The following is a 23022-nucleotide window of genomic DNA, read 5'->3' as shown; positions in this document are numbered from 1 at the left end:
TGTAAATCATAAACATATATTTATAGAAATATTAAAGGGGGAAACATATGGCATACTTTAAATATAATAACAAACAGTGCTACTATAATGAAATTGGAGATGGTACACCATTACTTTTTTTACATGGAAATACAGCCTCATCTAAGATGTTTGATGATATAATCGATTTTTATAAAGATGAATATAAAATAATATTAATTGATTTTGTTGGTCATGGCAAATCTCAAATGGTTGATAAGTTTTCTGTCGATTTATGGTTTGATGAGGCTATGCAAGTTATATGTTTTTTAGAAAAGATGAACTATAAAAAAGTAAATATAATTGGCAGTAGTGGAGGAGCTCTTGTTGCATTAAATGTTGCACTTGAAAGACCCGATTTAGTGAATAAGGTAATTGCAGATAGTTTTGAAGGAGAAGCTCCTCTAGAGTCCTTTGTGCAAAATGTGAAATTAGAGCGTGAAGCATCAAAGCAAGATGATGATGCAAAAGCTTTTTATATTTACAATCAAGGCGAAAATTGGGAGCAAGTAGTAGATAATGATACAGAAGCTATTTTTGAACATTATAAAACTATAGGTAAATTTTTTCATAAACCTCTAGAAACTATGCAACCAGATGTACTTTTAACAGGAAGTAAAGAAGATGAATTTGTATCTTTAGTAGCTCATGATTTCTTTGAAAATACTTTTTCATCACTTCTTGAAAAAATTAAAAATGGAAAAATGCATCTGTTTAATAAAGGTGGGCATCCAGCTATTTTATCAAATGGATTAATTTTTTCAAATGTAGCAAAGAAATTTTTAAAAGAATAATTTAATGATATAATTTGAGCATGGAATAGAGTGTGTTATGGAAATAAAGAATACTTTATATTTTATAAAGGCGTTGGAATATATGAGATACGTACATACAAATATAATAGCAAGAGACTGGGAAAAGCTGTCTGAATTTTATAAAGATGTATTTGAATGCAGAAAAGTACCACCACAAAGAAACCTAAAAGGTGAATGGTTGGATAGATTGACAGGGATAAAAGATGCTCATATTGAAGGTGTGCACTTAGCTTTACCTGGATATGATGATTGTTTACCAACATTAGAAATATTTTCATATAATTTATATGGTGAAGTGCTTCAAAAAAATATAAATAATTATGGTTTTTCACACATCGCATTTGAAATTGAAAATGTTGAAGAAACCCTAAATAAAATAAAAAGTGCAGGTGGAGGTCAAGTTGGAGAAATTGTTAAAACAAAATATCCTAATGGACAAGTTGCTACATTTGTATATGCAACAGATATAGAGGGAAATATTATTGAATTACAGAGCTGGGATTAAATAATAACACAAACAAATTTTTATTTATATTACAAAAAATTTAAAAAGGGTGTTATTAAAATATGTAATTAGACATATCTATTATGTATTGATAACACTTTTTTAATAAATTGGTCATCCTGCAATTTTATCAAATGGTATTGCTTTCTTAAAAATAGCTAAAGGTTTTCTTAAGAAGTAATTTAAAAAGTTTTTGTATATAATAATGAATAACAAACAATGGAAGAGAGACTTATAAAAAGTAATAGATATTGCTTATAAAAAGTAATAGATATTGATTATAAAAAGGATACTTGATTATTTCATAGAGAATTTATCAGGTATCCTTTTAAATGCTAAATTAATTGACATAGTTTTTCTAATGAGGCAGATTTATACTTATTTTTATTTATTACTACAGTAATATCATTAAAAAGTTTAAAATCAGGAATAAATATCTGTATAAGGTTTCCTTTTTCTATTTCTTGCTCAACTAGAATTTTAGGAAGAATTGAAACACCTAAACTATTTTTAGTAGCTTCTATTAGGGATTGTGAATCTACACTTTCCCAGCTTGCATGTACTTTGTAACCTTGCAAGGTTACAGCTGATTCAAAAGTTTCACGTACAGCACTTCCTCTTTCTCGTAATAGTAAATCCATACCCAATAGTTGAGATAAACTTAACTCGGCAGTATTGCAATAGCTTGGTGAAGATACAATGCATAATTCATAAGAAGAAAATTTTCTGATTTCTAATGCGCCTTGTATGATTTTCCCTTCAATAAAAGCTATATCAACCTTTCCTTGTTTCAATAATTTTAATGCTTTTAATGCACTATGAACTTCAACGTTAATCTTAGTATTTGGAGATATTTCTTGAAATCTCCTTATTAATTGAGGCAGCCATATTTGAGCAAACGTAATACAAGACGCAATATGTATGGGCGTTTCACACTCTAAGTTTTTAATCCTTGATTCAACATTTTCTAAATTTTCAAGTATTGGCAAAATTTCTTGTAAAAGAAGTTCTCCTGTTTTTGTTAATTTAACACTTTTATGTAATCGCTCAAATAATTTGGTTTCAGCCTCATTCTCAAGCTCTCTTATTGCATGGGAAACTGCTGATTGTGTAATAAATAGATTATTTGCAGCTTTAGTGAAATTTTCTACTCTTGCAACTTCTCTAAAAATAATGCAATGTTTAAAATTCATAATTAGACTCCTTTACTCATGAATTAAATTCATGTCTGCAACAATATTTTATCATTTTACAAATAGCAGTACAACATTTATAATATGTCCATGTGCACATAGAAAGGAATATTATGAGAAAAAATATTAAATTGTATTTATGGCTTTGCTATATAAATTTATTTATAAGTGCCTTTACTTTTGGTGGTGGATACGTTGTTGTTCCTATGATAAAAAAGTACTATGTTATGGATAAAAAAATATTTAGTGAATCAGAGCTTATGGAAATGGCTACAATTGCTCAATCTTCACCTGGAGCAATTGCAATCAACTTAAGCATTTTAGCAGGTAAAAGAACAGCTGGATTTATAGGAGTAATTATCAGTTGTATTTGTTCAATTATACCTCCTATAGTAATTTTAGGACTTGTTTCAAGGTGGTATGTTGCGTTTTCTTCAAATATTTATATAATTGCAATCTTAAAAGGTATGCAGGCATGCGTTGCTGCATTGATTGTAGATTTGACTATAGATATGTATAAAATGATTCTTAATGAAAAATCAATGTTATTAAATCTATTAGTACCATTTTCATTTATTGCTTGTACTTTCCTTAAAATTAATGTAATACTCGTATTACTTTTAAGTTGTTTGATTTGTTTATTTGCTATATATATTCAACTTCGAAAAAAGGGGGAGAGTATATGATTATAAATTTATTCTTTACGTTTTTGAAAATAGGAATGTTTAGTATAGGTGGTGGTTATGCTATTATTCCAATTATACAGGAACAGGTAGTTTTTAAGCAAGGATGGATAACACAAAAGGTTTTTACTGATATTATTACAATTTCTCAAATGACTCCAGGTCCATTAGCTGTTAATACTTCTACTTTTGTTGGTATGCAAGTGGCAGGAATTGAGGGTGCTATATCAGCAACAGTTGGTTGTATAATATCAGGAATAATTATTTCTATGTTTTTATATGGATTTTTTAAAAAATATAAGAGTTCGAAATTTGTTTTTGAAATTTTAAATGGACTGAAAGCATCCTCTTTAGGATTAATCATCTCAGCAGGATTTACAATTATATTGTTGACATTTTTTGGTTCTTCAAATTATTATACTACCAATATTTTCAAAAATATAGATATTATAGCTGTTATTTTATTTTGTTGTTCATTGTACTGTTTACGAAAATATAAGATTGGACCTATACTTATGATGGTGTTATCTGGATTGTTTGGATTAATTGTATATTTATAAAGAAGGTTAATATATAAGCAAAGAAAGATTTACATATAATTTGCAAAGCTTAAGATATTATGGAGTCTCCTATATTTTAGGAAACTCCTGTTTATCAATTACAAATAACATAGTAGTATTTTATTTTTACTTACTATATATCTTACCTTCAATTAAACAAGTCCATTATCTCACTATCAGATAAACTTCTTAATACACCTTCGTTAGAAAGCTCTCCATTTATAAATTGATTTATAAGCTCTTTTTTATTTTCTTGTAATTTTATTATCTTTTCTTCTATAGTGCCTTTAGCAATTAACTTTATAACTTGTACTACATTTTTTTGACCGAATCTATGAGCTCTGTCACTAGCTTGATTTTCTACTGATGGATTCCACCATGGGTCAAAGTGAATTACAATATCAGCAGTTGTAAGATTTAATCCTGTACCACCTGCCTTTAAAGATATTAAAAAAACTTTTTTGTCAGTACTATTATTAAATTTATCTACAAGTTCAAGCCTTTCTTTAGCATTAGTTTTACCATCTATATAGTGATATGCAATTTTACACTTATCAAGTTCCTTGCCTATATTTTTAAGGACAGATGTAAATTGTGAAAATAATAATATCTTGTGATTTTCATTTATACTATCTCTAAGTATTTCTAGACATGTTTCTATTTTTGAACTTTTTTTATTATAATCTTTTACCACTATACTTGGGTCTAAACAAAGCTGTCTTAGTTTAGTTAAATAAGAGAAAATAACTATTTTATCTTTCTTAAGATTTTTATCTTTCATTTTATCTTGTATATCTTTTGCATACACACTATATATTTTTTTCTGTTCCTTATTTAATTCAACAAAAAAGTTTTTCTCAATCTTGTCTGGGAGTTCTTTCATTACTTCTTTTTTACTTCTTCTAAGAATAAAAGGCTTTATAAGTCTTTTTAAATTTTCAACATTATCTTCTTTATTTATAAATAACTCTTGAAATTTTCCTCTACTATATAAATATCCAGGCATTATAAAATCAAATATAGACCATAACTCTACTAAATTGTTTTCCATAGGTGTACCAGTAAGTGCAAATTTATTTTTGGCATTTATATTTTTTACAGCTTCTGTTACTAAAGCCACTGGATTTTTAATGTTTTGAGCCTCATCTATTACACAATAATCAAAAATTATTTCATTATATTTTTCTAAGTCATTTCTAAGAGTACCATATGTTGTAAGGACTACATTAAAATCGTTTATTTCTCTAAAGCACTTTTCTCTATCTTTTTTATTTCCATGTATCAATAGAACTTTTATATCTGGAGCAAATTTTTCAAATTCATTTTTCCAATTATAAATAAGTGATGTTGGCGTAACAATAATACTTTTTTTATTGAATACAGATAGTAAAAATGTAATAGTTTGTATTGTTTTTCCAAGACCCATTTCATCAGCTAATATACCACCAAATTTATAAAAATCTAAAACTTTAAACCAATTAAAACCATTTATTTGGTAGTCACGTAGATTTGCTTTTAAATTACTTGGAATTTCTGAATTTATAACATTAAAATTTCTAAATTTAGCACATGTATTTTCTAATTCATTTTTACCAGTTATAAATTTTAAATCTTTACCTTTTATCATTTCATTTATATATAGAGCTTTATTATTATGAATTTTATTATCTTTTGATTTATCAATTACATCCAAATTTTCAACCAGTTCAAAAAAATCTTTAGTTTCTTTTTCTGATAAGTCTATAAAACTTCCATCTTTTAGCTTATAAAAAGTACGTTTTTCTTGGAGAGCTTTTAGAATATCTTTGTACTCTTTTGGATTTATATCAGATATATTAAAATTAAATTCTAGATAATTTTGATTAGTTTGATTAATTGAAGCTTGAATTGATGAAGAATTATATATTTTCTTCAATTTAAACTTTTCAGAATAATAGATATCTCCAAATTCCTTTAAAGATTCTAACTGTAAATCTAAAAATGTAAATAGGTCATAGTCAGTTCCTTTAAATGTATATCTGTTATTTTCTTTTACAAATTGTGAAGAAAGCATTTTATTTTCAATTTTAGCCTCCTTTTGTATATTGGGAAGTATAAATTTTTTACCACCTTCATCATCATAGATATACTTTATGTCGCAACATACATTGCCATCAATTATATCAAAGTAAAACTCTGTTTCAAAATTATTTGCTATATTATTTTTTATGTTTTCATCCAAATAAACTTCTTTGGATATTGACTTTAATTTAGGCACTAATAGCCCTAAAACATCTTTAGAGTCTTCTTTATCAAATTTTAATTCCTTAGATTTTGATAATACTTGATAGATTTTTGAATAATCTCGAGCTTTTTTATGAGACAATAAGTAGATATTATTCTCATATAAAAGTACATCACCTTTTCTACTAAGTGGAACAGGTAGTAAGTCTTTGGAGGATAAGACAATTTTATCTTCTATATTTTTAAAATTAAATTTTATTGGTAAAATATCACTTGATACTTTTGGATGATATTCTTCCTTAGAAAAAATTAGAGTAAAATCCTTGTCCTTAAGAGCATTCAAAAATTGTTTCAGAGAACTCATATTTATTTCCATGAACTTTTTTGAGTATGATGAAGAAAAATTATATGAAAGATTTGTTCCATATTCTTCTATCATATCTATTAATTTCTCATCTTCATCAGCAAAATAATGGATGTTAGGATTATAAATAAATTTTTTTCCAAACTCCAATTCATATCCATTAAGTTTTGAATATGCAAATTCAGTGATATTTTTTAAAACATACATTTTATCGATTCCAATTTTAAACTCAGCAATTGCTTTGTTTGAATCAATGTTTAATAATACATCTAAATTGACTCTTTCTTTTTTAGTATCATTTAAAAAAGAAAGTAGTTGTTTACTTAAGTCCAAGCCGACTTTAGAATCAGTCTTAGAAAGTTTATCTTTATCATCATCTAATATATCTATTAGAACAGGAGGAATGTCATTTTTACTTTTTATTTGCTTTAGGCTTTTTATCACAATAGCAACTAGATGTTTACATATAAAGATGCCTCGATTTGTAATATTTGATTGACAATCAACACAACTACAGTCACTCTCAATTATTTTAAAGTGTTTTATATCTATTGTTATTGAATTAAAATAAAAGCTATAATTATCCTCAGAATTGACTCCACCACGAAATGTTAGCAAGTTATTTTGTAAGTCATCAATATCAATGTCTATATAATCAACTAATTGATTACTATAGTATTTTATACCTCTTGACCATCTTGATGGTTCTGTATTTCTTTTGATTAATTTATATATCATATCTATTTTCATTTTATTCACCTTACCTCACTGTATATATTATAATCTAAATCTATTCAATTTACACTCTAAATACAGTGTTTAAATTAAAGCATATATAAATAGCTTTTATCTATTGCAAAATATATATAAATAACAATTTGCTATTAGATTTTTATTGTAATCTCCTGTAAACTAGGAGTGAAAAATAATGATTTAAGTAGTTTATAAATGTATATAAAATTTAATTATTAAAAACATATTTTAAGTTTATGATATTTAAATTAAAAGAATGTATAATAATTATAGTGTTTTATATTTATCATTGGGAAAGGAAGATATTGATATGGATAGTTATAAATTGATCAAGGCTAAGATACCATGTAAGGAAACAGGAATAGAAATAAAGAAGACTTTATGTGATATTTGTTCTCCAGGAATTCATTGTGGAATTGATGCATATGTCAAAGATGGCAAAGTAATAAAAATAGAAGGAACAAAAGAGCATCCAATGAACAGAGGGTTGTTGTGTACAAAGGGGCTTTGTAATAGAGAATATATGTATCGAGAAGATAGAATAAAAACACCACTGAAGAGGATTGGAAAAAGAGGTGAAGGAAAGTTTAAGCCAATATCATGGGAAGAAGCTTATAGTGAAATAGGGGGAAAATTAAATAAAATAAAAGACGAATATGGAGCAAAACATGTAGCATTTTTTACAGGGTATGGAAAGTGGTATAGACCGTTTTTACAAAGGTTTGCATCTTCATTTGGTTCTCCTAATTATGGTACAGAATCAAGCTCCTGTTCAACATCAGCACAGATGGCTGGAAATGTTGCAACTGGGAGAAATTTTACAATGCAGGATATGGAAAATGCAAATACTTATTTAGGTTGGGGGTTTAATCCATACTACTCTAAATTTTTAAATAGTGTAAATTTAAGTAAACTAAAGGAAAAAGGTTTAAAATTTATAATTGTAGACCCTAGGATAACACCAACAACTCAAAAAATAGCAGATTTGCACTTGAGAGTTAAGCCTGGTACTGATGGAGCTTTAGCTCTAGGAATGGCTAATTTATTTATAGAAAAAGATTTGATAGATAAAGAATACATAGAAAAACATGTACATGGGTTTGATGAATACAAGAAATATGTAAAATTATTTGATTTAGATACTGTCAACAAAATTACAGGGGTTTCTAAAGATGATATAGTAAAAGCTGTAGAGATGTTATCGAAAGGTCCATTTTGTATAAATGAAAGTGCTGCTCCAGTAGTTCATCACCAAAATGGATTTCAAAATTATAGGGCAATGATGTCTCTATCTGCTATAACAGGTAATTATGATAAAATTGGAGGTAACATACCAAAACAAGATTATTTTGCTGGTAAGGTAGGAGGATTTCAAACATTAGAAAAAGCGTTTGTAAAAGAAGTGCTACCTAAAAATATAAATGAAAGAATTGGTGGGGAAAGATTTCCTCTTTGGAATGAAATGGTAAATCAATTTCAAGCTATGGATTTAACTCGACAAATAGAAGAAAAGACACCTTATGAAATAAAAGCATTGTTTTGTCATGGTATAAATGCTAGAATGTTTCCTAATTCAGGTAGGCTTTTTAACGCTCTAAACACTGTAGATTTCTTTGTCAATATAGATTTATTTATGACAGATGCATCAAAATATGCAGATATACTTTTACCTGCATGCACATCTTTTGAAAGAGAAGAATGTAAGAGTTATCCAGGTGGATATATTACATATACGAAAAAAGTAATTGATACATTATATGATTCAAAATCAGATGTAGAAATACTTTCTGACTTAGCAAATGTTATGGACATAGATGATGATTTCTTAAAAGCAGGTTATGAAGCAAGTATAAGACATATGTTTAAAGGAACTTGTGTAGATGTAGATGAACTTAAAGAAAGTGATTTACCATTGAAATGTAAAGATTTTAAATCATATGAGGTAGGTTCGTATACAATGGAAGGTTATGATACTAGTACATCTAAGTTTGAATTAAAATCTACAATTATTGAAAAATATAAAGATTTTGGATTAGATACATTACCAACATACAAAGAATTTAATGATGATATAGATGAGTATAATTACCTATTAACATCAGGTGCAAGAATTCCAAATGCATTACACTCAAGACTTCATGATGTTAAGCTTTCGAGAATATTAAAAAATGAGGCTAGTTGTGATATTTCTAGTTTAGATGCAAAAGACTTAGGTATTAATAATGGAGATTATATAAAAATAACTACTAAAATAGGAAGTTTGAATGTTAAGGTCAATGTTACTGATAGAGTTTTATATAAAAACATACATATGTATCATGGATATAGAGAAGCTGATGTAAATAGTATCATCTGTGATAATTTTGACCCTTATAGTGGATTCCCTGCATATAGAAGTTGTAAGTGTAAGATTGAAAAAGTGAATAAATAATTGGGGGGATATAATGAAAAGTTTATTTGAATTCAATAAAGAGTTATGTACAGCATGTGGGGCTTGTTTGCTTGCTTGTATAGACCAAAATGATAATGACATAGATAAGGGTGAATTTTTTAGACATGTATTTACAGTGGAAGAAAAAGAAAAGGTAGAGTATTTTTCATTATCATGTGTTCATTGTGATGAAGCAAAATGTGTAGATGTATGTCCTAAAGATTGTTTTAAAAAAGAAAATAAATTTGTCATATTAGATAATCAAGATTGTATAGGATGTAAACTTTGTGAAAAAGCTTGTGAATATGGAGCTTTGATTTATGGAAATGATGGTAAAGCAAACAAGTGTAATGGTTGTGTTGAACGAAATGAGTGGGGTATGGATGCACCTTGTGTAATGGTATGTCCTACAGGAGCATTAAAGTTTAATATGGAAGTAGATTAATTATAAATTATAATTTATACTAAGATGTAAAATGAACTTTGTAAAAGACTACATTAAATTTGTATTATAACTAATTTAATGTAGTCTTTTTATGTATATACTTATAAAATAAAAAATTGAGATAGTTAGAAGTTTAAATTTTTATTTTAAAAAGTTTGTCTTATGGATTACTAATCAATTAACATGTTTAAGAATTTTTCTTTATGATTTAAAAAATCTTGAGTAAGTTGATAATTTTCACTATCTTCGCATTTAACTTTATTAATGCCATTCTCATTTATTTCATAGATGATTGAATTAGGATAACAAATTAATATGGGTGAGTGTGTTGCTATGATGAATTGGCAATTTTGGGTTACTAATTCGTGTAATCTTGTTATAAAAGCCATCTGTCTAGCAGGTGAAAGTGCTGCCTCTGGTTCATCTAATATATATATTCCTTCTTTAGAAAATTTATGAATAAATAATGAGAAGAAGGATTCACCATGAGATTGTTCATGCAATGATACTCCTCCATAATAGTTTATAGTTTTTACTCCTGACGAAAACCTAGAAGCTTTATCTATTGCAGTAGCTACATTATAAAAAGATTCAGCTCTCAAAAAAAAATTTTGCTTAGGTTTTTTAGGTCCTTTTGTGATTGTTATATATTTATGAAGTTCAGAGTGGCTATTATAAGTACTAAAGCCAAAGTTTTTTGTCCCACCTTCAGGGTTGAATCCATATTCAATAGCTATTGCTTCTAATAATGTTGATTTTCCACTTCCATTTTCACCAATTATAAAAGTTACGTTTTTATGAAACTCAAGTTGATATAAGTTTTTTACTATTGGTAGATTAAATGGATATTCATTTATACTATGTATACCTTTTCTGTTTAGTTTAACTGACCTAATATATTGATTTATTTTTTCAGCATTCAAATTTAAAACTCCCTTTTATTGATTTTAATATACTTATTATAACTTAAAATTAGTGACTATATTTAGGTTTTTATCTAATAAATTTTAATATAGATATTAATAATTTTTAAATTGGAATATAGATATAGATATTCATAGTGTTAATTATCAGAAACCTTACACTAACAACAGATAATTTTAATTACTCTTAAAATATTTACTTAGGAAATTAAAATATTTTATATTTTTAACAATAAAATATGTCTTTTATTATAAAAAATTATTGAAAAACGATATTATATGGTGTAGTATATAAAATATTTTAAAGGAGTTGATATAGTGTCTGATAAATTTATAAAAAATCTATTAAATGGTATATTACAAATTTTATTTTTTTTTTAAGCATTAGTACTTTCTGTAGGAGGAATTAAAGGCTTTAGTTATATTTGTTTTAGTGGTGAAGCAACTATACAAAGTTTTATATCTGGTATGTTAAGGTTTTCTTTGGTTGTATCATATTTTATTATAGTAAAGTCATTGTTAGAAATATTAAATAGTTCTGAATATAGCTTATTCATAAATGAAAATGCAAAAAGATTTAGACTTATTGGCTATCTTTTACTTTTAAATTCTGTTATAGAATTTAGTTCAACTTTCGGTACTACTGGAACAGGAATGAGGTTCCTAGATTTAGGATTCGGATTTTACTTCACAGTCCCAACTCTTGTATATTTTGTGGTTGCTCTTATGAGTTTTGTGATTTCAGACGGATTTAAGAAGGCAATAAAGATAAAAGAAGATAATGATTTAATTATTTAGGAGGCACACTATGTCAATTATAGTAAATTTAGACATGATGTTTCGATAACTCTATATTTATGTTTAGTATATGGTAATAAAATATTTAATATATACTCAGTCTTTATTTTAATATATCCAGTATTCGTTCCATCACTACATCCATAATAATTCTTCTGAAGTAAATGATACACGAGATATATTTAATTCTTTACTAAATTTTTTCGTATCTAATTTTTTATTGATTAATATACAGTCTTCCACGGAGGTTGATTTGCAATAGCAGTAATGATATGTAAATATCTATATTACAACTTTTTCATATGTTTTAATTTTATAAAAACGAGTTAGACAGCCCAATCATATTAAATAAATTTGATATTAAAAAGGGCTATATAAGTGGGTAAGGAAATAGTTTTTTTCTATTGGAAAAATAAATAAAATTCTATTATAATTTAATATGTGACAAAAGTTTGCAAAAAACAACATTAAGTGAGGGGGACTTATTTTATGATTTTTAACATGAAATATTTTTTGGAATTATTTCCAATAATAATGAAATCATTCAATGTAACTGTGATTTTAGCAATAAGCTCACTGATATTTTCATTAATTATAGGAACGATAGTAGCGTTATTATCTTAGAAGAAAAAGTGCTTTAAAAATACTTGGAGATGAAAATATTGAAATGATTGATTTTTCAGCAATGACAGGTGAAGATTTTGCTATTTATATGAAGGAAAGACCTAGTTTATTTATGTATATAGGGGTAGGAAATAAAGAAAAAAATATAAATTACAGACTTCATAATAACAAGTTTAATATAGATGAAAAATGTTTAAGCACAGCATCTTCATTATTTGCACAACTTGCAGTAGGTTATCTTTGTCAATGTTAGATTATAATTATAAGAATATATTCTATTTAAAAATAAAATGACTAAGTTATTTTTAGATTTCAAATTAACATATTAATTTTTAGTATCAAATATGTGATTAGTCTATTATATTTATTAAAAAAGGTGGATACTAATGATAAAAGTAGAGAATTTACATAAAAGTTTTAAAGGTACAGAAGTTCTTAAAGGTATAAATTTAGAAATAAATCAAAGTGAAGTAGTAGCTATACTTGGTCCATCTGGAACAGGTAAATCTACGTTACTTAGATGTTTAAATTATTTAGTTGAGCCTACAAAAGGAAAAATAATGATTGGAGATGTAAACGTAGATGTAGAAAAAGCAACAAAAAAGGATATAGCAAATTTAAGAAAACATACATCTATGGTATTCCAAAATTATAACCTATTTAAAAATAAAACAGCATTAGAAAATGTAATGGAAGCATTGATAGTAGTACATAAAAAGAGTAAACAAGAAGCTAGAGAAATTTCGATAAAATTAATAGAAAAAGTTGGGATGTTAGATAGAAAAGATTTTTATCCATCAAAGTTATCTGGAGGTCAGCAACAAAGAATAGGTATAGCTAGAGCGATGGCAGTAAATCCAAATGTAATATTATTTGATGAACCAACATCTGCACTTGACCCAGAACTTGTTGGAGAAGTTTTAAGTGTTATAAAATCGCTTGCAAAAGATGGAATAACAATGCTTATTGTGACTCATGAAATAAATTTCGCAAAAGAAGTTGCTGATAAAATTATATTTATGGATAATGGTGTGATAGCTGAAGAAGGAACTCCTGATGAAATATTTAATAATCCAAAAAATGAAAGAACGGCAAAATTTTTAAATATTATTAGGAAAGAAGAAGTATTTAATTAAAAACATATAATTGAAGTATGTCTTAAGACATATGAGATACTTTCATAAAAGTAAGCTAATTAACATACAAAATTAATAGATATCTTAATTTATATAATTAAGATATCTATTAACTTTTTGAGTAAAAATATAAATTCTAGATTTAGACGTAATGCCTATAATTTGAATTAATTAAAATTATGTGTATTGAATCATATAAGTTTAAATATCAAACTTATTTTGGAAACAAAAGATTTCAAACTTATTTTTGTTAAAAGATAATAGACCTTCATCTCTCATTTTTCCAAGTTCTCTTGACATAGAACTTCTATCAACACATAAAAAGTCAGCCATTTCATTTCTTGAAAAAGGGATTGTAAACTTATAGTTACCCGTTCTCTCTATTTGATTTGAAAAGTACATGAGCAATTTTTCACGAGTTGTTTTACAAGAAAGCAACTCTATTTTGTTATGAAGTAAAATATTTTTTTCAGCTATTAATTGTAACATATTTTCAACAAGTCTATTGTGAAATTCACATGTAGACGAGCAAATACCAGTCACACTTTTAAACTTTATAAATAGAACTTCACATGAAGATGTTGTCACTACTGTTACAGTACTTTTATGTAGTCTAGTGCAAGCAAACACCTCTCCAAATAAATCACCAGGTAAAAGTTCAGCCACAATATTTCTATTACCTTCAATATCTTCTTTTATTATGTGTGCACTTCCCTTAAGCATAATTCCAATAGAAGTCACTTCATTTCCTACAGAAAATATTATGTCATCTTTTGGATAAGTCTTATCAGTAACACCCAAACATTCTAACATTGCTTCAAGTTCATCATCTTTAATCCCTTCAAACAGAGAAATCCTTCTTAATAGATTTATATGTTTTTCTAAAAATTTTTTCAAATAATCACTTCCTTGTTGCATATGCAACCGATAATTTCTTTTCATTGTACTATACTAAATTTATAAAAGCAAGGAGATATAAAAATCCTGATACAAAAATCTAAAATAAAAAAGACCTATGTCTTAAAAATAAATATCTAGTAAAGTAGTATTTTAAACAAAAAAATTTTATGAGGTGATATAAATGATTAGAAAAATAATTAAAATTAATGAAGAAAAATGTAATGGTTGTGGATTATGTGTTGAAGCTTGCCATGAAGAAGCTATAGGTATGGTAAATGGAAAAGCAAAACTTTTAAGAGACGATTATTGCGATGGTTTAGGAGATTGTTTACCAACTTGTCCAACGAATGCAATTTCATTTGAAAATAGAGAGGCTGCAGAATATGATGAAGAAGCAGTAAAAGCAAATATGGAAGCAAAGAGAGCACAAAAAGAAAATTTAGCATGTGGATGTCCAGGTTCTCAGTCTAAGTCTATAAAAAGACAAGATTTAGATACTATATCTACAAATAACAATATAGTAATGGAGGCACAAGAGTCTCAGCTTAATCAGTGGCCAGTGCAAATAAAACTAGTACCTGCTAATGCATCATATTTAAAGAATGCAAGTCTTTTAATAGCAGCAGACTGTACAGCATATGCATATGGAAATTTCCATAATAAATTTATGAAAAATAAGGTTACATTAATTGGTTGCCCTAAACTTGATGAAGTTGTTTATGCTGAAAAACTTACAGAAATTTTAAGATTAAATGATATTAAAAATATAGTGGTAACACGTATGGAGGTACCTTGTTGTGGTGGTATCGTAAATGCAGTTAAAACAGCCCTACAAAATAGTGGAAAGATGATACCATGGCAAGTAATTACTATATCTGTAGATGGGAAAATAGTAGATGGAGAAATCTAATTAAGTAAATCGTAAACAATTTAATAAATTTTAATAAATAAAATTAAATGGGAGGAATAAAAGATGGAGAATATGTTTTGTTTTCAATGTGAACAGACAGTTGGTGGTAAAGGATGTACTGTAAATGGAGCTTGTGGTAAAAAAGGGGGAACAGCTAATTTACAAGATGAACTTACAGGAGTATTAATTGGACTTTCAAGAGCAACTGTTGGAAATAAAAATAGACCAACAAGAGAAACAGATAAAGTTATGATAGAAGGATTGTTTACTACTGTAACAAATGTAAGTTTTGATGATGAAGCTATAAAAAGACAAATTGAAAAAACTGAACTAGCAAAAAGTGAACTTGTACCTAGATGTTCAGATTGCTCAACAACTTGTAGTAGAAATGATAACTATGATATGAAGAATTTATGGAATGATAATGAAGATATACGTTCATTAAAATCATTAATTTTATTTGGATTAAGAGGGATGGCTGCTTATGCTTATCATGCAATGGTACTTGGATATACAGATAAAGAAGTGAATGACTTTTTCTACGAAGGGTTAATAGCAGTTGGAGAAGACTTATCTAGTGATGAACTTTTAGGATTTGTAATGAAAACTGGGGAAATAAACTTAAAATGTATGGAATTACTTGATAGAGCAAATACCGAAACTTATGGAACACCAGAGCCAACTCAAGTACCTATGAAAATTGAAAAAGGTCCATTTATTGTAGTTACAGGGCATGACCTTTATGATTTACACAAATTGCTAGAGCAAACAAAAGATAAGGGAATAAACATATACACTCATGGAGAATTATTACCAGCACATGCATATCCAAAATTAAAAGAATATAAGCACTTAAAAGGAAATTTTGGTACAGCATGGCAAAATCAACAAAAAGAATTTGACAATATACCTGCTCCAATACTATTTACGACAAACTGTTTAATGCCTGTTAAGGATAGTTATAGAGATAGAGTATTTACTACAGAAGTGGTTGCTTATCCTGGTATGGTTCATATTGGAGAAGATAAAGATTTTTCTAGTGTAATAGAAAAAGCACTTGAACTTGGAGGATATAAAGAAGATATGCATATGACTGGAATAAATGGAGGTGATATGCTAACTACTGGTTTTGCAAGAGGAACAGTTTCATCTGTACAAGATACAGTAGTAGAAGCTGTAAAAAATGGTGCCATAAGACACTTTTTATTAGTTGGTGGTTGTGATGGTGCAAAACCTGGAAGAAATTATTATACTGAATTTGTAAAACAAGCTCCTGAAGACACTGTTATATTGACTCTTGCATGTGGAAAATATAGATTTAATGATTTAAATCTTGGAGAAATAGGTGGTTTACCACGTTTAATGGATATGGGACAATGTAATGATACTTACAGTGCAATTCAAGTGGCTATTTCATTGGCAAATGCTTTTGAATGTGATGTAAATGAATTACCTCTTAGCATAGTTCTATCATGGTATGAACAAAAAGCTGTTTGTGTACTTCTTACATTGCTTTACTTAGGTATAAAAAATATCTATATAGGACCTTCTTTACCAGCGTTCTTGTCTGAAAATGTATTGAATATATTGGTTGAGAAATTTGCTTTAACTCCTATATCTACTCCAGAAGAAGATATGAAAAAAATATTAGGATAAAGAAAATACGCTTAGCTGATAAGGTATAAATTTTATAATCAAAGTATTATTAAGATTAATTATAATTAACATAAATAAGGGGTGGCTTTGTATAAGGTCAACCCTTATTTATATTTTTATGGTCTATTACTAAAGTATATATTATTTTAATCAATTATTTATAATAAATCATACTTTTAAATATTTATAATAAATCATACTTTTAAACTTATAATACTTAAAATATGTGTATAGTACAAACAAATAAAAAGTATAGTTTTAATAGTGCAGGATACTGAATTTAATTATAGAAAGAGGAACTTTGTAATATAGAATTTGCATAATATATATATATTATAGTGTAATTATTTTAACTAAAATTTAAAATATATAAGGCATTTTATATGGGGGTATGTATATATGAAAAATTCGAATTTTAATATATTAACATTCGATGGTGGTGGATTAAAGGGAGCATTAAGTATATCCATACTTGAGAGAATAGTAGAGGAGTATCCAAGTTTGTTAAATAACATAAATATGTTTGGAGGAACATCTACAGGCAGTTTGATTGCATTAGGGCTTGCATATGGTGTAAGCCCAAAAGAGATAAAGACTCTCTATTCAATTGAAAATTCAAAGTATATTTTCAACAAAAGTTATGCAGAAATGCTCAGACCAAAGTATGAAAATAAAAATTTAAAGGAAATTTTACTAAGTATATTTCCAGAAGACTTAGAATTGAAAGATTTAAGTAAATTAGTCATGGTACCAAGCTTTTATATAGGTAATGAAGAACATTCATGGAAGCCTGTATTTTATAATAATATGCCAAATTCTCTTAATAAAACTAGTAAAGTTGTGGATGTAGCAATGGCAAGTAGTGCTGCACCAGTATTCTTTCCAACCTATAATTGTCATGTTGATGGTGGTATAATAGCAACTGACCCAAGTTTAGCATGTATAGTTTATTCAATTGACAGTGGACTTAAGCTAAATTATAAAAATACAAGACTTTTTTCTATAGGGACTGGATATGTATATAATAGTATAAAGACAGATACAACTGAATGGGGAGCTATTGACTGGATAATCAATAAGGAGCCAGACTTACCAATTATATCTGTTACACTAGAAGGGAACTCTCAAATGAGTCAACTATTTTCTCAAAAACTTCTTGGAGATAATTACTATAGGTTAAATCCTAAAATGGAGAGAGATGTAGCTATGGATGATTGTGATTCACTAGAATATTTAATATCTCTAGGTGAAAACTGTGATATAAAAGATGCATTTGAATGGATAAATAAAAAAGGTTTTTATAAAAATTAGGTATAGTTTTTCATTATATTTATAAGTAGAAAATTTTTATAGTTTATAATTTTGATAAAAGATTTTGCAATTTTAAATACTTTAATATCATATAGTATTTTCTAAATAAAGTAAAAAATAATAAAATACAAGATTATTAAGTTACTTCTTAGGGAATAAATAAAATATAATTTTTTTAAGGAGTGATGAAAATGATAAAACTTGCTACTTTTGCAGGTGGGTGTTTTTGGTGTATGGTAAAACCTTTTGATAAATATGATGGGGTTATAAAAGTAGTTTCTGGATATACATCTGGTCATGTTGAAAATCCTACATATCAAGAAGTATGTTCAGGAACAACTGGCCATGTTGAAGCTATTCAAATAACTTATGATGATAATATAATAAGTTATGATGAACTTTTAAATATATTTTGGAAACAAATTAATCCTACGGATGATGGTGGACAATTTGGTGATAGAGGAACTCAATATAAAACTGCTATATTTTATCATGATGAAGAGCAAAAAAATACAGCTTTGAAGTCAAAAGAAAGCTTAGAAAATAGTAAAATATTTGATAGTAAAATAGTTACTGAAATAATTCCAGCAACTAAATTTTACGAAGCAGAAGAAAATCATCAAGATTATTATAAAAAAAGACCATTAAATTATAATATGTATTATAAAGGTTCAGGAAGATATAATTTTGTAAAAAGTTATTGGGATGGAAATAATGTAGATAGGGAAGCGTTAAAAAAGACTTTAACTCCTATTCAATTTGAAGTTACTCAAAATGACATGACAGAAGTACCTTTTGAAAATGAATATTATGATAATAATGAAGAAGGTATCTATGTGGATATAGTAAGTGGAGAGGTTTTATTTTCTTCAAAGGATAAATTTGATGCGGGATGTGGATGGCCTAGCTTTGCAAAGCCAGTTATAGATAAGTCTATAATTGAAAGAAGTGATTTTTCACAAGGCATGTATAGGGTTGAAGTAAGAAGTGCTAAAGGAAATTCTCATCTAGGTCATGTTTTTGATGATGGACCAAAGGAACTTGGAGGTTTAAGGTATTGTATAAATTCTGCTTCTCTTAAGTTTATACCTAAAAAAGACATGGAAGAATTAGGATATGGAGAATATTTAGAGCTTTTTAAATAATTAAAACTAGTTATATCATATATTCAGATTAGAGATGGAAATATAAATTTATGTTTTCATCTTTTGTTTTTTTGCCAATAATATGATAAATTATTAATTGTAATGTTATAATTTATATTTGTATGACTAAAGAATTTAATTTTTGAAAGAGAGAAAACAAATGAATTTAAAAGACTTTAATGGAAAAAGATTAAAATCAGCTAGAGTTTTTAGAGCTAAAACTCTAGAGCAGTTATCTAAAGAAACTAAAATAAATAAAAAAGATTTACAAGCTTTTGAAGAAAATAAGTATGTTCCAAATATTGAAAATGCATTAAAATTATCAAATATATTAAACTTCCCAAAAGAGTATTTTTATAAAAACGAAAGTATAAATGTTATTGTGGAAGATAGTCATTTTAATCCTCAATCTAAACTTCCTAGAGTGGAGGAAATTTCTTATAGAGAAAAAATAATAATCATTCATAAAATATACTCGTTTATGGAAAGTTATATAAAATTTCCAAAAGAAAACTTACCAAATAGAAAACTAATTAAGGATGTTAATATAAATGATATAGAAAGTCTTGCTAATAAGACTAGAGAACTTTGGAATTTAAACAACAATCCAATAGTAAATATGGTAAGTTTATTAGAGGCTAATGGGATTATAATATCAGGAATGAATGTAGATAGAAAAGGAGCAACCGTATTTACTCAAAAACAGAGAATAGGTAAAGAAACTAAATATCTAATATCTCTTGGGAATGATAAAAAATCAGCATCAATTAGAAACTATGATTTAGCCTATGAGCTTGGATATATAATATCAAGTCAATTGGGAATACCAAATAAGCAATTCTTAGCAGATGAATATGCCTGTGCATTTTTGCTTCCAAGAGAGACTTTTTTAGAAGACTTGGTTTATCCAGAAGACCTAGATTATTATGTAGAACTAAAGCAAAAATGGATTGTACCTATATCTGTTATGATTTTTAGAGCATACAATTTAGGTGAGATAAGCTATAAAAAGTATAATTATCTTATGAGCGAAATGGATAAACGAGGATGGTTAATAGAAGAACCATTAGATAAAATGAAGGGTGTAAGTCCAGTATATTTAAAAAAAGCAGTCGAATTACTGATAGAAAACAAAATAATGAACACAGACAATATAGTATCAAATTTAGGAGATATAGGAATAAGTCTTTATCCAGAAGACCTAGAATTATTGATGGGATTGAAAAATGGACTCCTATCTCAAAATACAAAGAAAAAAAGTAAAGTTATAAAATTTGATGGGAAAAGATAAATTAATATTTTAATATTGAAAGATAAAAGCAGGTATTTATGATTTAAATTTAAGGTTTATTAAGATAATTTTTTATCATAAGAAATTTACCTGCTTTCAATATTAAATTTGAGATACACTTAAAATATGCTATTAACTTAAATATGTATTCTAATATGGTATTAATCTAAATATCCTTAGCAATTTTAATGTATTCTTTTAAAATAGTACATGATTTATTGAATTTTTTTTGTTCATCATCAGTTAAATTAATTTCTACTATAGACTCAACTCCATTTATGCCAATTATGGCAGGAACACCAGCAAACACATCTTTTTGCCCATACTGACCATCTAATAAAGTAGAAACAGGAAGGATTTTTCTTTCATTATGAAAAATTGTCTTTACTATTTCTGTTAAAGCAGTACCAATACCAAATTCAGTAGAACCTTTGCCATAAAGTACATCCCAACCAGCTCTAGCTGTTTTTTCAGTTAATTCATCTAAGTTTAATTTTCCATAAGTGTTAGGATTTTCTTTCATAATATCAAATAATGGTTTACCACCAATTGAAACATGAGACCAAGGAACCATCTGAGAATCTCCATGTTCACCCATAGAATAAGCTTGTATTGATTGTTGAGGAAGATTTGTTTCCTCAGATAAAAGCCTTCTAAGTCTCGAAGAATCGAGTGCAGTGCCTGTACCCAAAACTTTATTTTTAGAAAATCCAGAAACTTTCCAAATATAATCAGAAATTATATCAACTGGATTTGAAATTACAATAAATATACCATCAAATCCAGAATCAACAATAGGTTTTACAATTGTTTTTACAATGTTGACTGTAGACTCAAGAGTATCCAATCTAGTCTGATTTTTTTCAGGTAATGGACCTGCACTTATTACTACAATATCAGAATCTTTACAATCATCAAGTGTTCCACTTTTTATTTTTGTAGCATGTTTAAGATAAGAAACTGCATCTGATAAATCTAAAGCTTGAGCCTTTGCTTTATTTTCATCTATATCAATCATCAGTAGTTCATCACAAACACCTTGAGTTATTAAACTAAATCCACAATGTGAACCGACATGACCAGTTCCTATTATTGATACTTTTCTTGGTTTTATTGACAAATTTAACATCTCCTTACAATTTGTTTTATGTATACATATGAGAATACTCTATAATAATTATAGAGTATCTAAATAAGTTAATTAAAGAATAAATCGTATAGATTTAAAACTAAATAGTCTTTGAAAGTGCAATATGGTCTCTTAAAACAGAACAAGATTTACTAAATCCTTCTTGCTCATCATTAGTTAAATTGATTTCAACAATTCCCTCAATCCCACTTTTTCCTATAATACAAGGAACACCTGCAAATACATTTTCTTCATTGTATTGACCTTCTAATAATGTAGAGACTGGTAAAATCTTTTTCTCATTATGTAGTATAGCCTTTACAATTTCTACTAAAGCAGTTCCTATTCCAAACTCTGTGCAATCTTTGCCATTTATTATACCTATACCTGTTTTCTTGTTTTTTTCAACTATTGATGGTAAGTCTAATTTGCCATAAGTATCTGGATTATCCTTCATCATATCTAAAATTGGTTTGCCACCAATTGAAACATGAGACCAAGGAACTATTTGAGAATCTCCATGTTCACCCATTGAGTAAGCTTGTATTGATTGTTGAGCGATTCCAGTTTCTTCAGATAAGAGTCTTCTAAGTCTTGTTGAGTCTAAAGCTGTTCCAGTTCCAATAACTCTGTTTTTAGGAAAACCAGACTTTTCCCAGATATAATTTGTAACTACATCAACTGGATTAGAAATAACGATAAATATACCATCAAATCCAGAATCAATTATAGGTTTTACTATAGATTTTATCATCCCAATAGTTGGTTTTAGTAAGTCTAACCTAGTTGTGTTTTGTCTGCGTAAAGGACCTTCTGAAGAATCTGCAACACTTATCACTACGATATCAGAATCCTTACAATCATTAAAAGTTCCTTTTTCTATATGTACTTTATGTGGAAGATAGGAAACCGCATCAGCTAAATCTAAAGCTTGAGCCTTTGCTTTAGCTTCATCAATATCAATCATAAAGAGTTCATCACAAACTCCTTGAGTTATCAAACTAAATCCACAGTGTGAACCAACATGACCTGAACCTACAATAGATATTTTTCTTGGTTTTATTGGCATTTTAAATCACTCCCCCTACAAAATAAAACGATATATTTATAATACAATGCTATATGTTATTAAATATGTTTTTTATAGATTGCAATATTCTATCATTTCAGAAAATTTATTTAATATGATTTTATACTAAAGTTTTTAAA

At 27.3% G+C, this 23022-nt stretch carries 21 protein-coding genes; 15 read left to right on the top strand and 6 right to left on the bottom strand.

The features are described from left to right. Nucleotides 1–47 precede the first annotated feature (47 nt). Nucleotides 48–812, top strand: a complete 765-nt coding sequence (locus tag IC214_RS18885; RefSeq protein WP_227434835.1) for an alpha/beta fold hydrolase — start codon at nt 48–50, stop codon at nt 810–812. Between the two features lie 82 nt (nt 813–894). After that, nucleotides 895–1338 (top strand): VOC family protein, encoded by a 444-nt coding sequence (locus IC214_RS18880; RefSeq protein WP_227824032.1) that lies wholly within the window; start codon nt 895–897, stop codon nt 1336–1338. A 335-nt stretch (nt 1339–1673) separates the two neighbouring features. Here IC214_RS18880 and IC214_RS18875 read toward each other — a convergent pair whose 3' ends face one another. Beyond that, complete coding sequence (locus tag IC214_RS18875; RefSeq protein ID WP_227845935.1) at nt 1674–2531, bottom strand: LysR family transcriptional regulator; 858 nt, start codon at nt 2529–2531, stop codon at nt 1674–1676. A 113-nt stretch (nt 2532–2644) separates the two neighbouring features. On the opposite strand from IC214_RS18875, the gene IC214_RS18870 reads away from it, so the two are divergent. Together IC214_RS18870 and IC214_RS18865 are read left to right on the top strand one after the other, a co-directional pair. Beyond that, entirely contained in the window at nt 2645–3217 is a 573-nt protein-coding gene (locus IC214_RS18870) for a chromate transporter (RefSeq protein WP_227824030.1), read from the top strand. Beyond that, the gene (locus IC214_RS18865) at nt 3214–3774 is read left to right on the top strand and encodes a chromate transporter (RefSeq protein ID WP_227434832.1); all 561 of its coding nucleotides are present in this window, start codon (nt 3214–3216) and stop codon (nt 3772–3774) included. The genes IC214_RS18870 and IC214_RS18865 overlap by 4 nt, the downstream gene beginning before the upstream one ends. A gap of 148 nt (nt 3775–3922) precedes the next feature. On the opposite strand, the gene IC214_RS18860 is transcribed toward IC214_RS18865, so the two are convergent. Then, nucleotides 3923–7111 (bottom strand): DEAD/DEAH box helicase, encoded by a 3189-nt coding sequence (locus tag IC214_RS18860; protein ID WP_227482521.1) that lies wholly within the window; start codon nt 7109–7111, stop codon nt 3923–3925. A 259-nt stretch (nt 7112–7370) separates the two neighbouring features. Here IC214_RS18860 and IC214_RS18855 point away from each other — a divergent pair, with 259 nt between their 5' ends. Beyond that, nucleotides 7371–9545, top strand: coding sequence for a molybdopterin-dependent oxidoreductase (locus IC214_RS18855; protein ID WP_227866898.1), 2175 nt, complete (start codon nt 7371–7373; stop codon nt 9543–9545). 13 nt (nt 9546–9558) lie between these two features. Then, nucleotides 9559–9990: a 4Fe-4S dicluster domain-containing protein gene (locus tag IC214_RS18850; protein WP_227845931.1), complete on the top strand. Its 432-nt coding sequence runs from the start codon at nt 9559–9561 to the stop codon at nt 9988–9990. A gap of 170 nt (nt 9991–10160) precedes the next feature. Here IC214_RS18850 and IC214_RS18845 read toward each other — a convergent pair whose 3' ends face one another. After that, nucleotides 10161–10913, bottom strand: a complete 753-nt coding sequence (locus tag IC214_RS18845) for an AAA family ATPase (protein ID WP_227434828.1) — start codon at nt 10911–10913, stop codon at nt 10161–10163. Between the two features lie 468 nt (nt 10914–11381). On the opposite strand from IC214_RS18845, the gene IC214_RS18840 reads away from it, so the two are divergent. The 4 genes from IC214_RS18840 to IC214_RS18830 all read left to right on the top strand — a co-directional run bounded on the left by IC214_RS18840 (nt 11382) and on the right by IC214_RS18830 (nt 13471). Next, a complete protein-coding gene (locus tag IC214_RS18840) occupies nt 11382–11711 on the top strand; it encodes a DUF2975 domain-containing protein (protein WP_227824027.1) in 330 nt (109 codons plus the stop codon). Between the two features lie 489 nt (nt 11712–12200). After that, a complete protein-coding gene (locus IC214_RS20950; protein WP_255612862.1) occupies nt 12201–12335 on the top strand; it encodes a hypothetical protein in 135 nt (44 codons plus the stop codon). A 43-nt stretch (nt 12336–12378) separates the two neighbouring features. Beyond that, nucleotides 12379–12588 (top strand): hypothetical protein, encoded by a 210-nt coding sequence (locus tag IC214_RS18835; RefSeq protein ID WP_227866897.1) that lies wholly within the window; start codon nt 12379–12381, stop codon nt 12586–12588. Nucleotides 12589–12721: 133 nt separating this feature from the next. Next, the gene (locus IC214_RS18830) at nt 12722–13471 is read left to right on the top strand and encodes an amino acid ABC transporter ATP-binding protein (RefSeq protein WP_227866896.1); all 750 of its coding nucleotides are present in this window, start codon (nt 12722–12724) and stop codon (nt 13469–13471) included. Nucleotides 13472–13672: 201 nt separating this feature from the next. Here the strand turns inward: IC214_RS18830 and IC214_RS18825 are convergent, their stop codons facing one another. Further along, the gene (locus IC214_RS18825; RefSeq protein WP_227434946.1) at nt 13673–14389 is read right to left on the bottom strand and encodes a Crp/Fnr family transcriptional regulator; all 717 of its coding nucleotides are present in this window, start codon (nt 14387–14389) and stop codon (nt 13673–13675) included. A 163-nt stretch (nt 14390–14552) separates the two neighbouring features. On the opposite strand from IC214_RS18825, the gene IC214_RS18820 reads away from it, so the two are divergent. The 5 genes from IC214_RS18820 to IC214_RS18800 all read left to right on the top strand — a co-directional run bounded on the left by IC214_RS18820 (nt 14553) and on the right by IC214_RS18800 (nt 20684). Next, nucleotides 14553–15281, top strand: a complete 729-nt coding sequence (locus IC214_RS18820; RefSeq protein WP_227866895.1) for a 4Fe-4S binding protein — start codon at nt 14553–14555, stop codon at nt 15279–15281. A gap of 63 nt (nt 15282–15344) precedes the next feature. Beyond that, nucleotides 15345–16937 (top strand): hydroxylamine reductase, encoded by a 1593-nt coding sequence (gene hcp, locus IC214_RS18815; RefSeq protein WP_227866894.1) that lies wholly within the window; start codon nt 15345–15347, stop codon nt 16935–16937. 399 nt (nt 16938–17336) lie between these two features. Next, nucleotides 17337–18248, top strand: coding sequence for a patatin-like phospholipase family protein (locus IC214_RS18810; RefSeq protein ID WP_227830613.1), 912 nt, complete (start codon nt 17337–17339; stop codon nt 18246–18248). A gap of 191 nt (nt 18249–18439) precedes the next feature. Next, the gene (gene msrA, locus IC214_RS18805; RefSeq protein ID WP_227482529.1) at nt 18440–19393 is read left to right on the top strand and encodes a peptide-methionine (S)-S-oxide reductase MsrA; all 954 of its coding nucleotides are present in this window, start codon (nt 18440–18442) and stop codon (nt 19391–19393) included. Nucleotides 19394–19553: 160 nt separating this feature from the next. Beyond that, nucleotides 19554–20684 carry an XRE family transcriptional regulator gene (locus tag IC214_RS18800; protein ID WP_227434820.1) on the top strand — a complete coding sequence of 377 codons (1131 nt, stop codon included), beginning with the start codon at nt 19554–19556 and terminating at the stop codon, nt 20682–20684. A gap of 166 nt (nt 20685–20850) precedes the next feature. On the opposite strand, the gene IC214_RS18795 is transcribed toward IC214_RS18800, so the two are convergent. Continuing rightward, nucleotides 20851–21804, bottom strand: coding sequence for an L-lactate dehydrogenase (locus IC214_RS18795; protein ID WP_227434819.1), 954 nt, complete (start codon nt 21802–21804; stop codon nt 20851–20853). Between the two features lie 109 nt (nt 21805–21913). After that, on the bottom strand, nt 21914–22882 hold the full coding sequence (locus IC214_RS18790) for an L-lactate dehydrogenase (RefSeq protein WP_227434818.1): 969 nt from the start codon (nt 22880–22882) through the stop codon (nt 21914–21916). Nucleotides 22883–23022: the final 140 nt, after the last annotated feature.

This window comes from Clostridioides sp. ES-S-0190-01 (assembly GCF_020658275.1).
Lineage (GTDB): Bacteria > Bacillota > Clostridia > Peptostreptococcales > Peptostreptococcaceae > Clostridioides.
Note: the sequence above shows the minus strand (reverse complement) of the source record. Positions and strands in the feature narration are given on the sequence as shown.

Bases quoted from the DNA above. Each gene is read 5' to 3' on its own strand.
- IC214_RS18800 (WP_227434820.1), top strand. From the start codon at position 19,554: ATGAATTTAAAAGACTTTAATGGAAAAAGATTAAAATCAGCTAGAGTT.
- hcp (WP_227866894.1), top strand. From the start codon at position 15,345: ATGGAGAATATGTTTTGTTTTCAATGTGAACAGACAGTTGGTGGTAAA.
- IC214_RS18870 (WP_227824030.1), top strand. From the start codon at position 2,645: ATGAGAAAAAATATTAAATTGTATTTATGGCTTTGCTATATAAATTTA.
- IC214_RS18820 (WP_227866895.1), top strand. From the start codon at position 14,553: ATGATTAGAAAAATAATTAAAATTAATGAAGAAAAATGTAATGGTTGT.
- IC214_RS18855 (WP_227866898.1), top strand. From the start codon at position 7,371: ATGTATAATAATTATAGTGTTTTATATTTATCATTGGGAAAGGAAGAT.
- IC214_RS20950 (WP_255612862.1), top strand. From the start codon at position 12,201: ATGATTTTTAACATGAAATATTTTTTGGAATTATTTCCAATAATAATG.
- IC214_RS18830 (WP_227866896.1), top strand. From the start codon at position 12,722: ATGATAAAAGTAGAGAATTTACATAAAAGTTTTAAAGGTACAGAAGTT.
- IC214_RS18825 (WP_227434946.1), bottom strand. From the start codon at position 14,389: ATGCAACAAGGAAGTGATTATTTGAAAAAATTTTTAGAAAAACATATA.
- IC214_RS18835 (WP_227866897.1), top strand. From the start codon at position 12,379: ATGATTGATTTTTCAGCAATGACAGGTGAAGATTTTGCTATTTATATG.
- IC214_RS18810 (WP_227830613.1), top strand. From the start codon at position 17,337: ATGAAAAATTCGAATTTTAATATATTAACATTCGATGGTGGTGGATTA.
- msrA (WP_227482529.1), top strand. From the start codon at position 18,440: ATGATAAAACTTGCTACTTTTGCAGGTGGGTGTTTTTGGTGTATGGTA.
- IC214_RS18885 (WP_227434835.1), top strand. From the start codon at position 48: ATGGCATACTTTAAATATAATAACAAACAGTGCTACTATAATGAAATT.
- IC214_RS18850 (WP_227845931.1), top strand. From the start codon at position 9,559: ATGAAAAGTTTATTTGAATTCAATAAAGAGTTATGTACAGCATGTGGG.
- IC214_RS18875 (WP_227845935.1), bottom strand. From the start codon at position 2,531: ATGAATTTTAAACATTGCATTATTTTTAGAGAAGTTGCAAGAGTAGAA.
- IC214_RS18790 (WP_227434818.1), bottom strand. From the start codon at position 22,882: ATGCCAATAAAACCAAGAAAAATATCTATTGTAGGTTCAGGTCATGTT.
- IC214_RS18860 (WP_227482521.1), bottom strand. From the start codon at position 7,111: ATGAAAATAGATATGATATATAAATTAATCAAAAGAAATACAGAACCA.
- IC214_RS18880 (WP_227824032.1), top strand. From the start codon at position 895: ATGAGATACGTACATACAAATATAATAGCAAGAGACTGGGAAAAGCTG.
- IC214_RS18840 (WP_227824027.1), top strand. From the start codon at position 11,382: ATGTTAAGGTTTTCTTTGGTTGTATCATATTTTATTATAGTAAAGTCA.
- IC214_RS18865 (WP_227434832.1), top strand. From the start codon at position 3,214: ATGATTATAAATTTATTCTTTACGTTTTTGAAAATAGGAATGTTTAGT.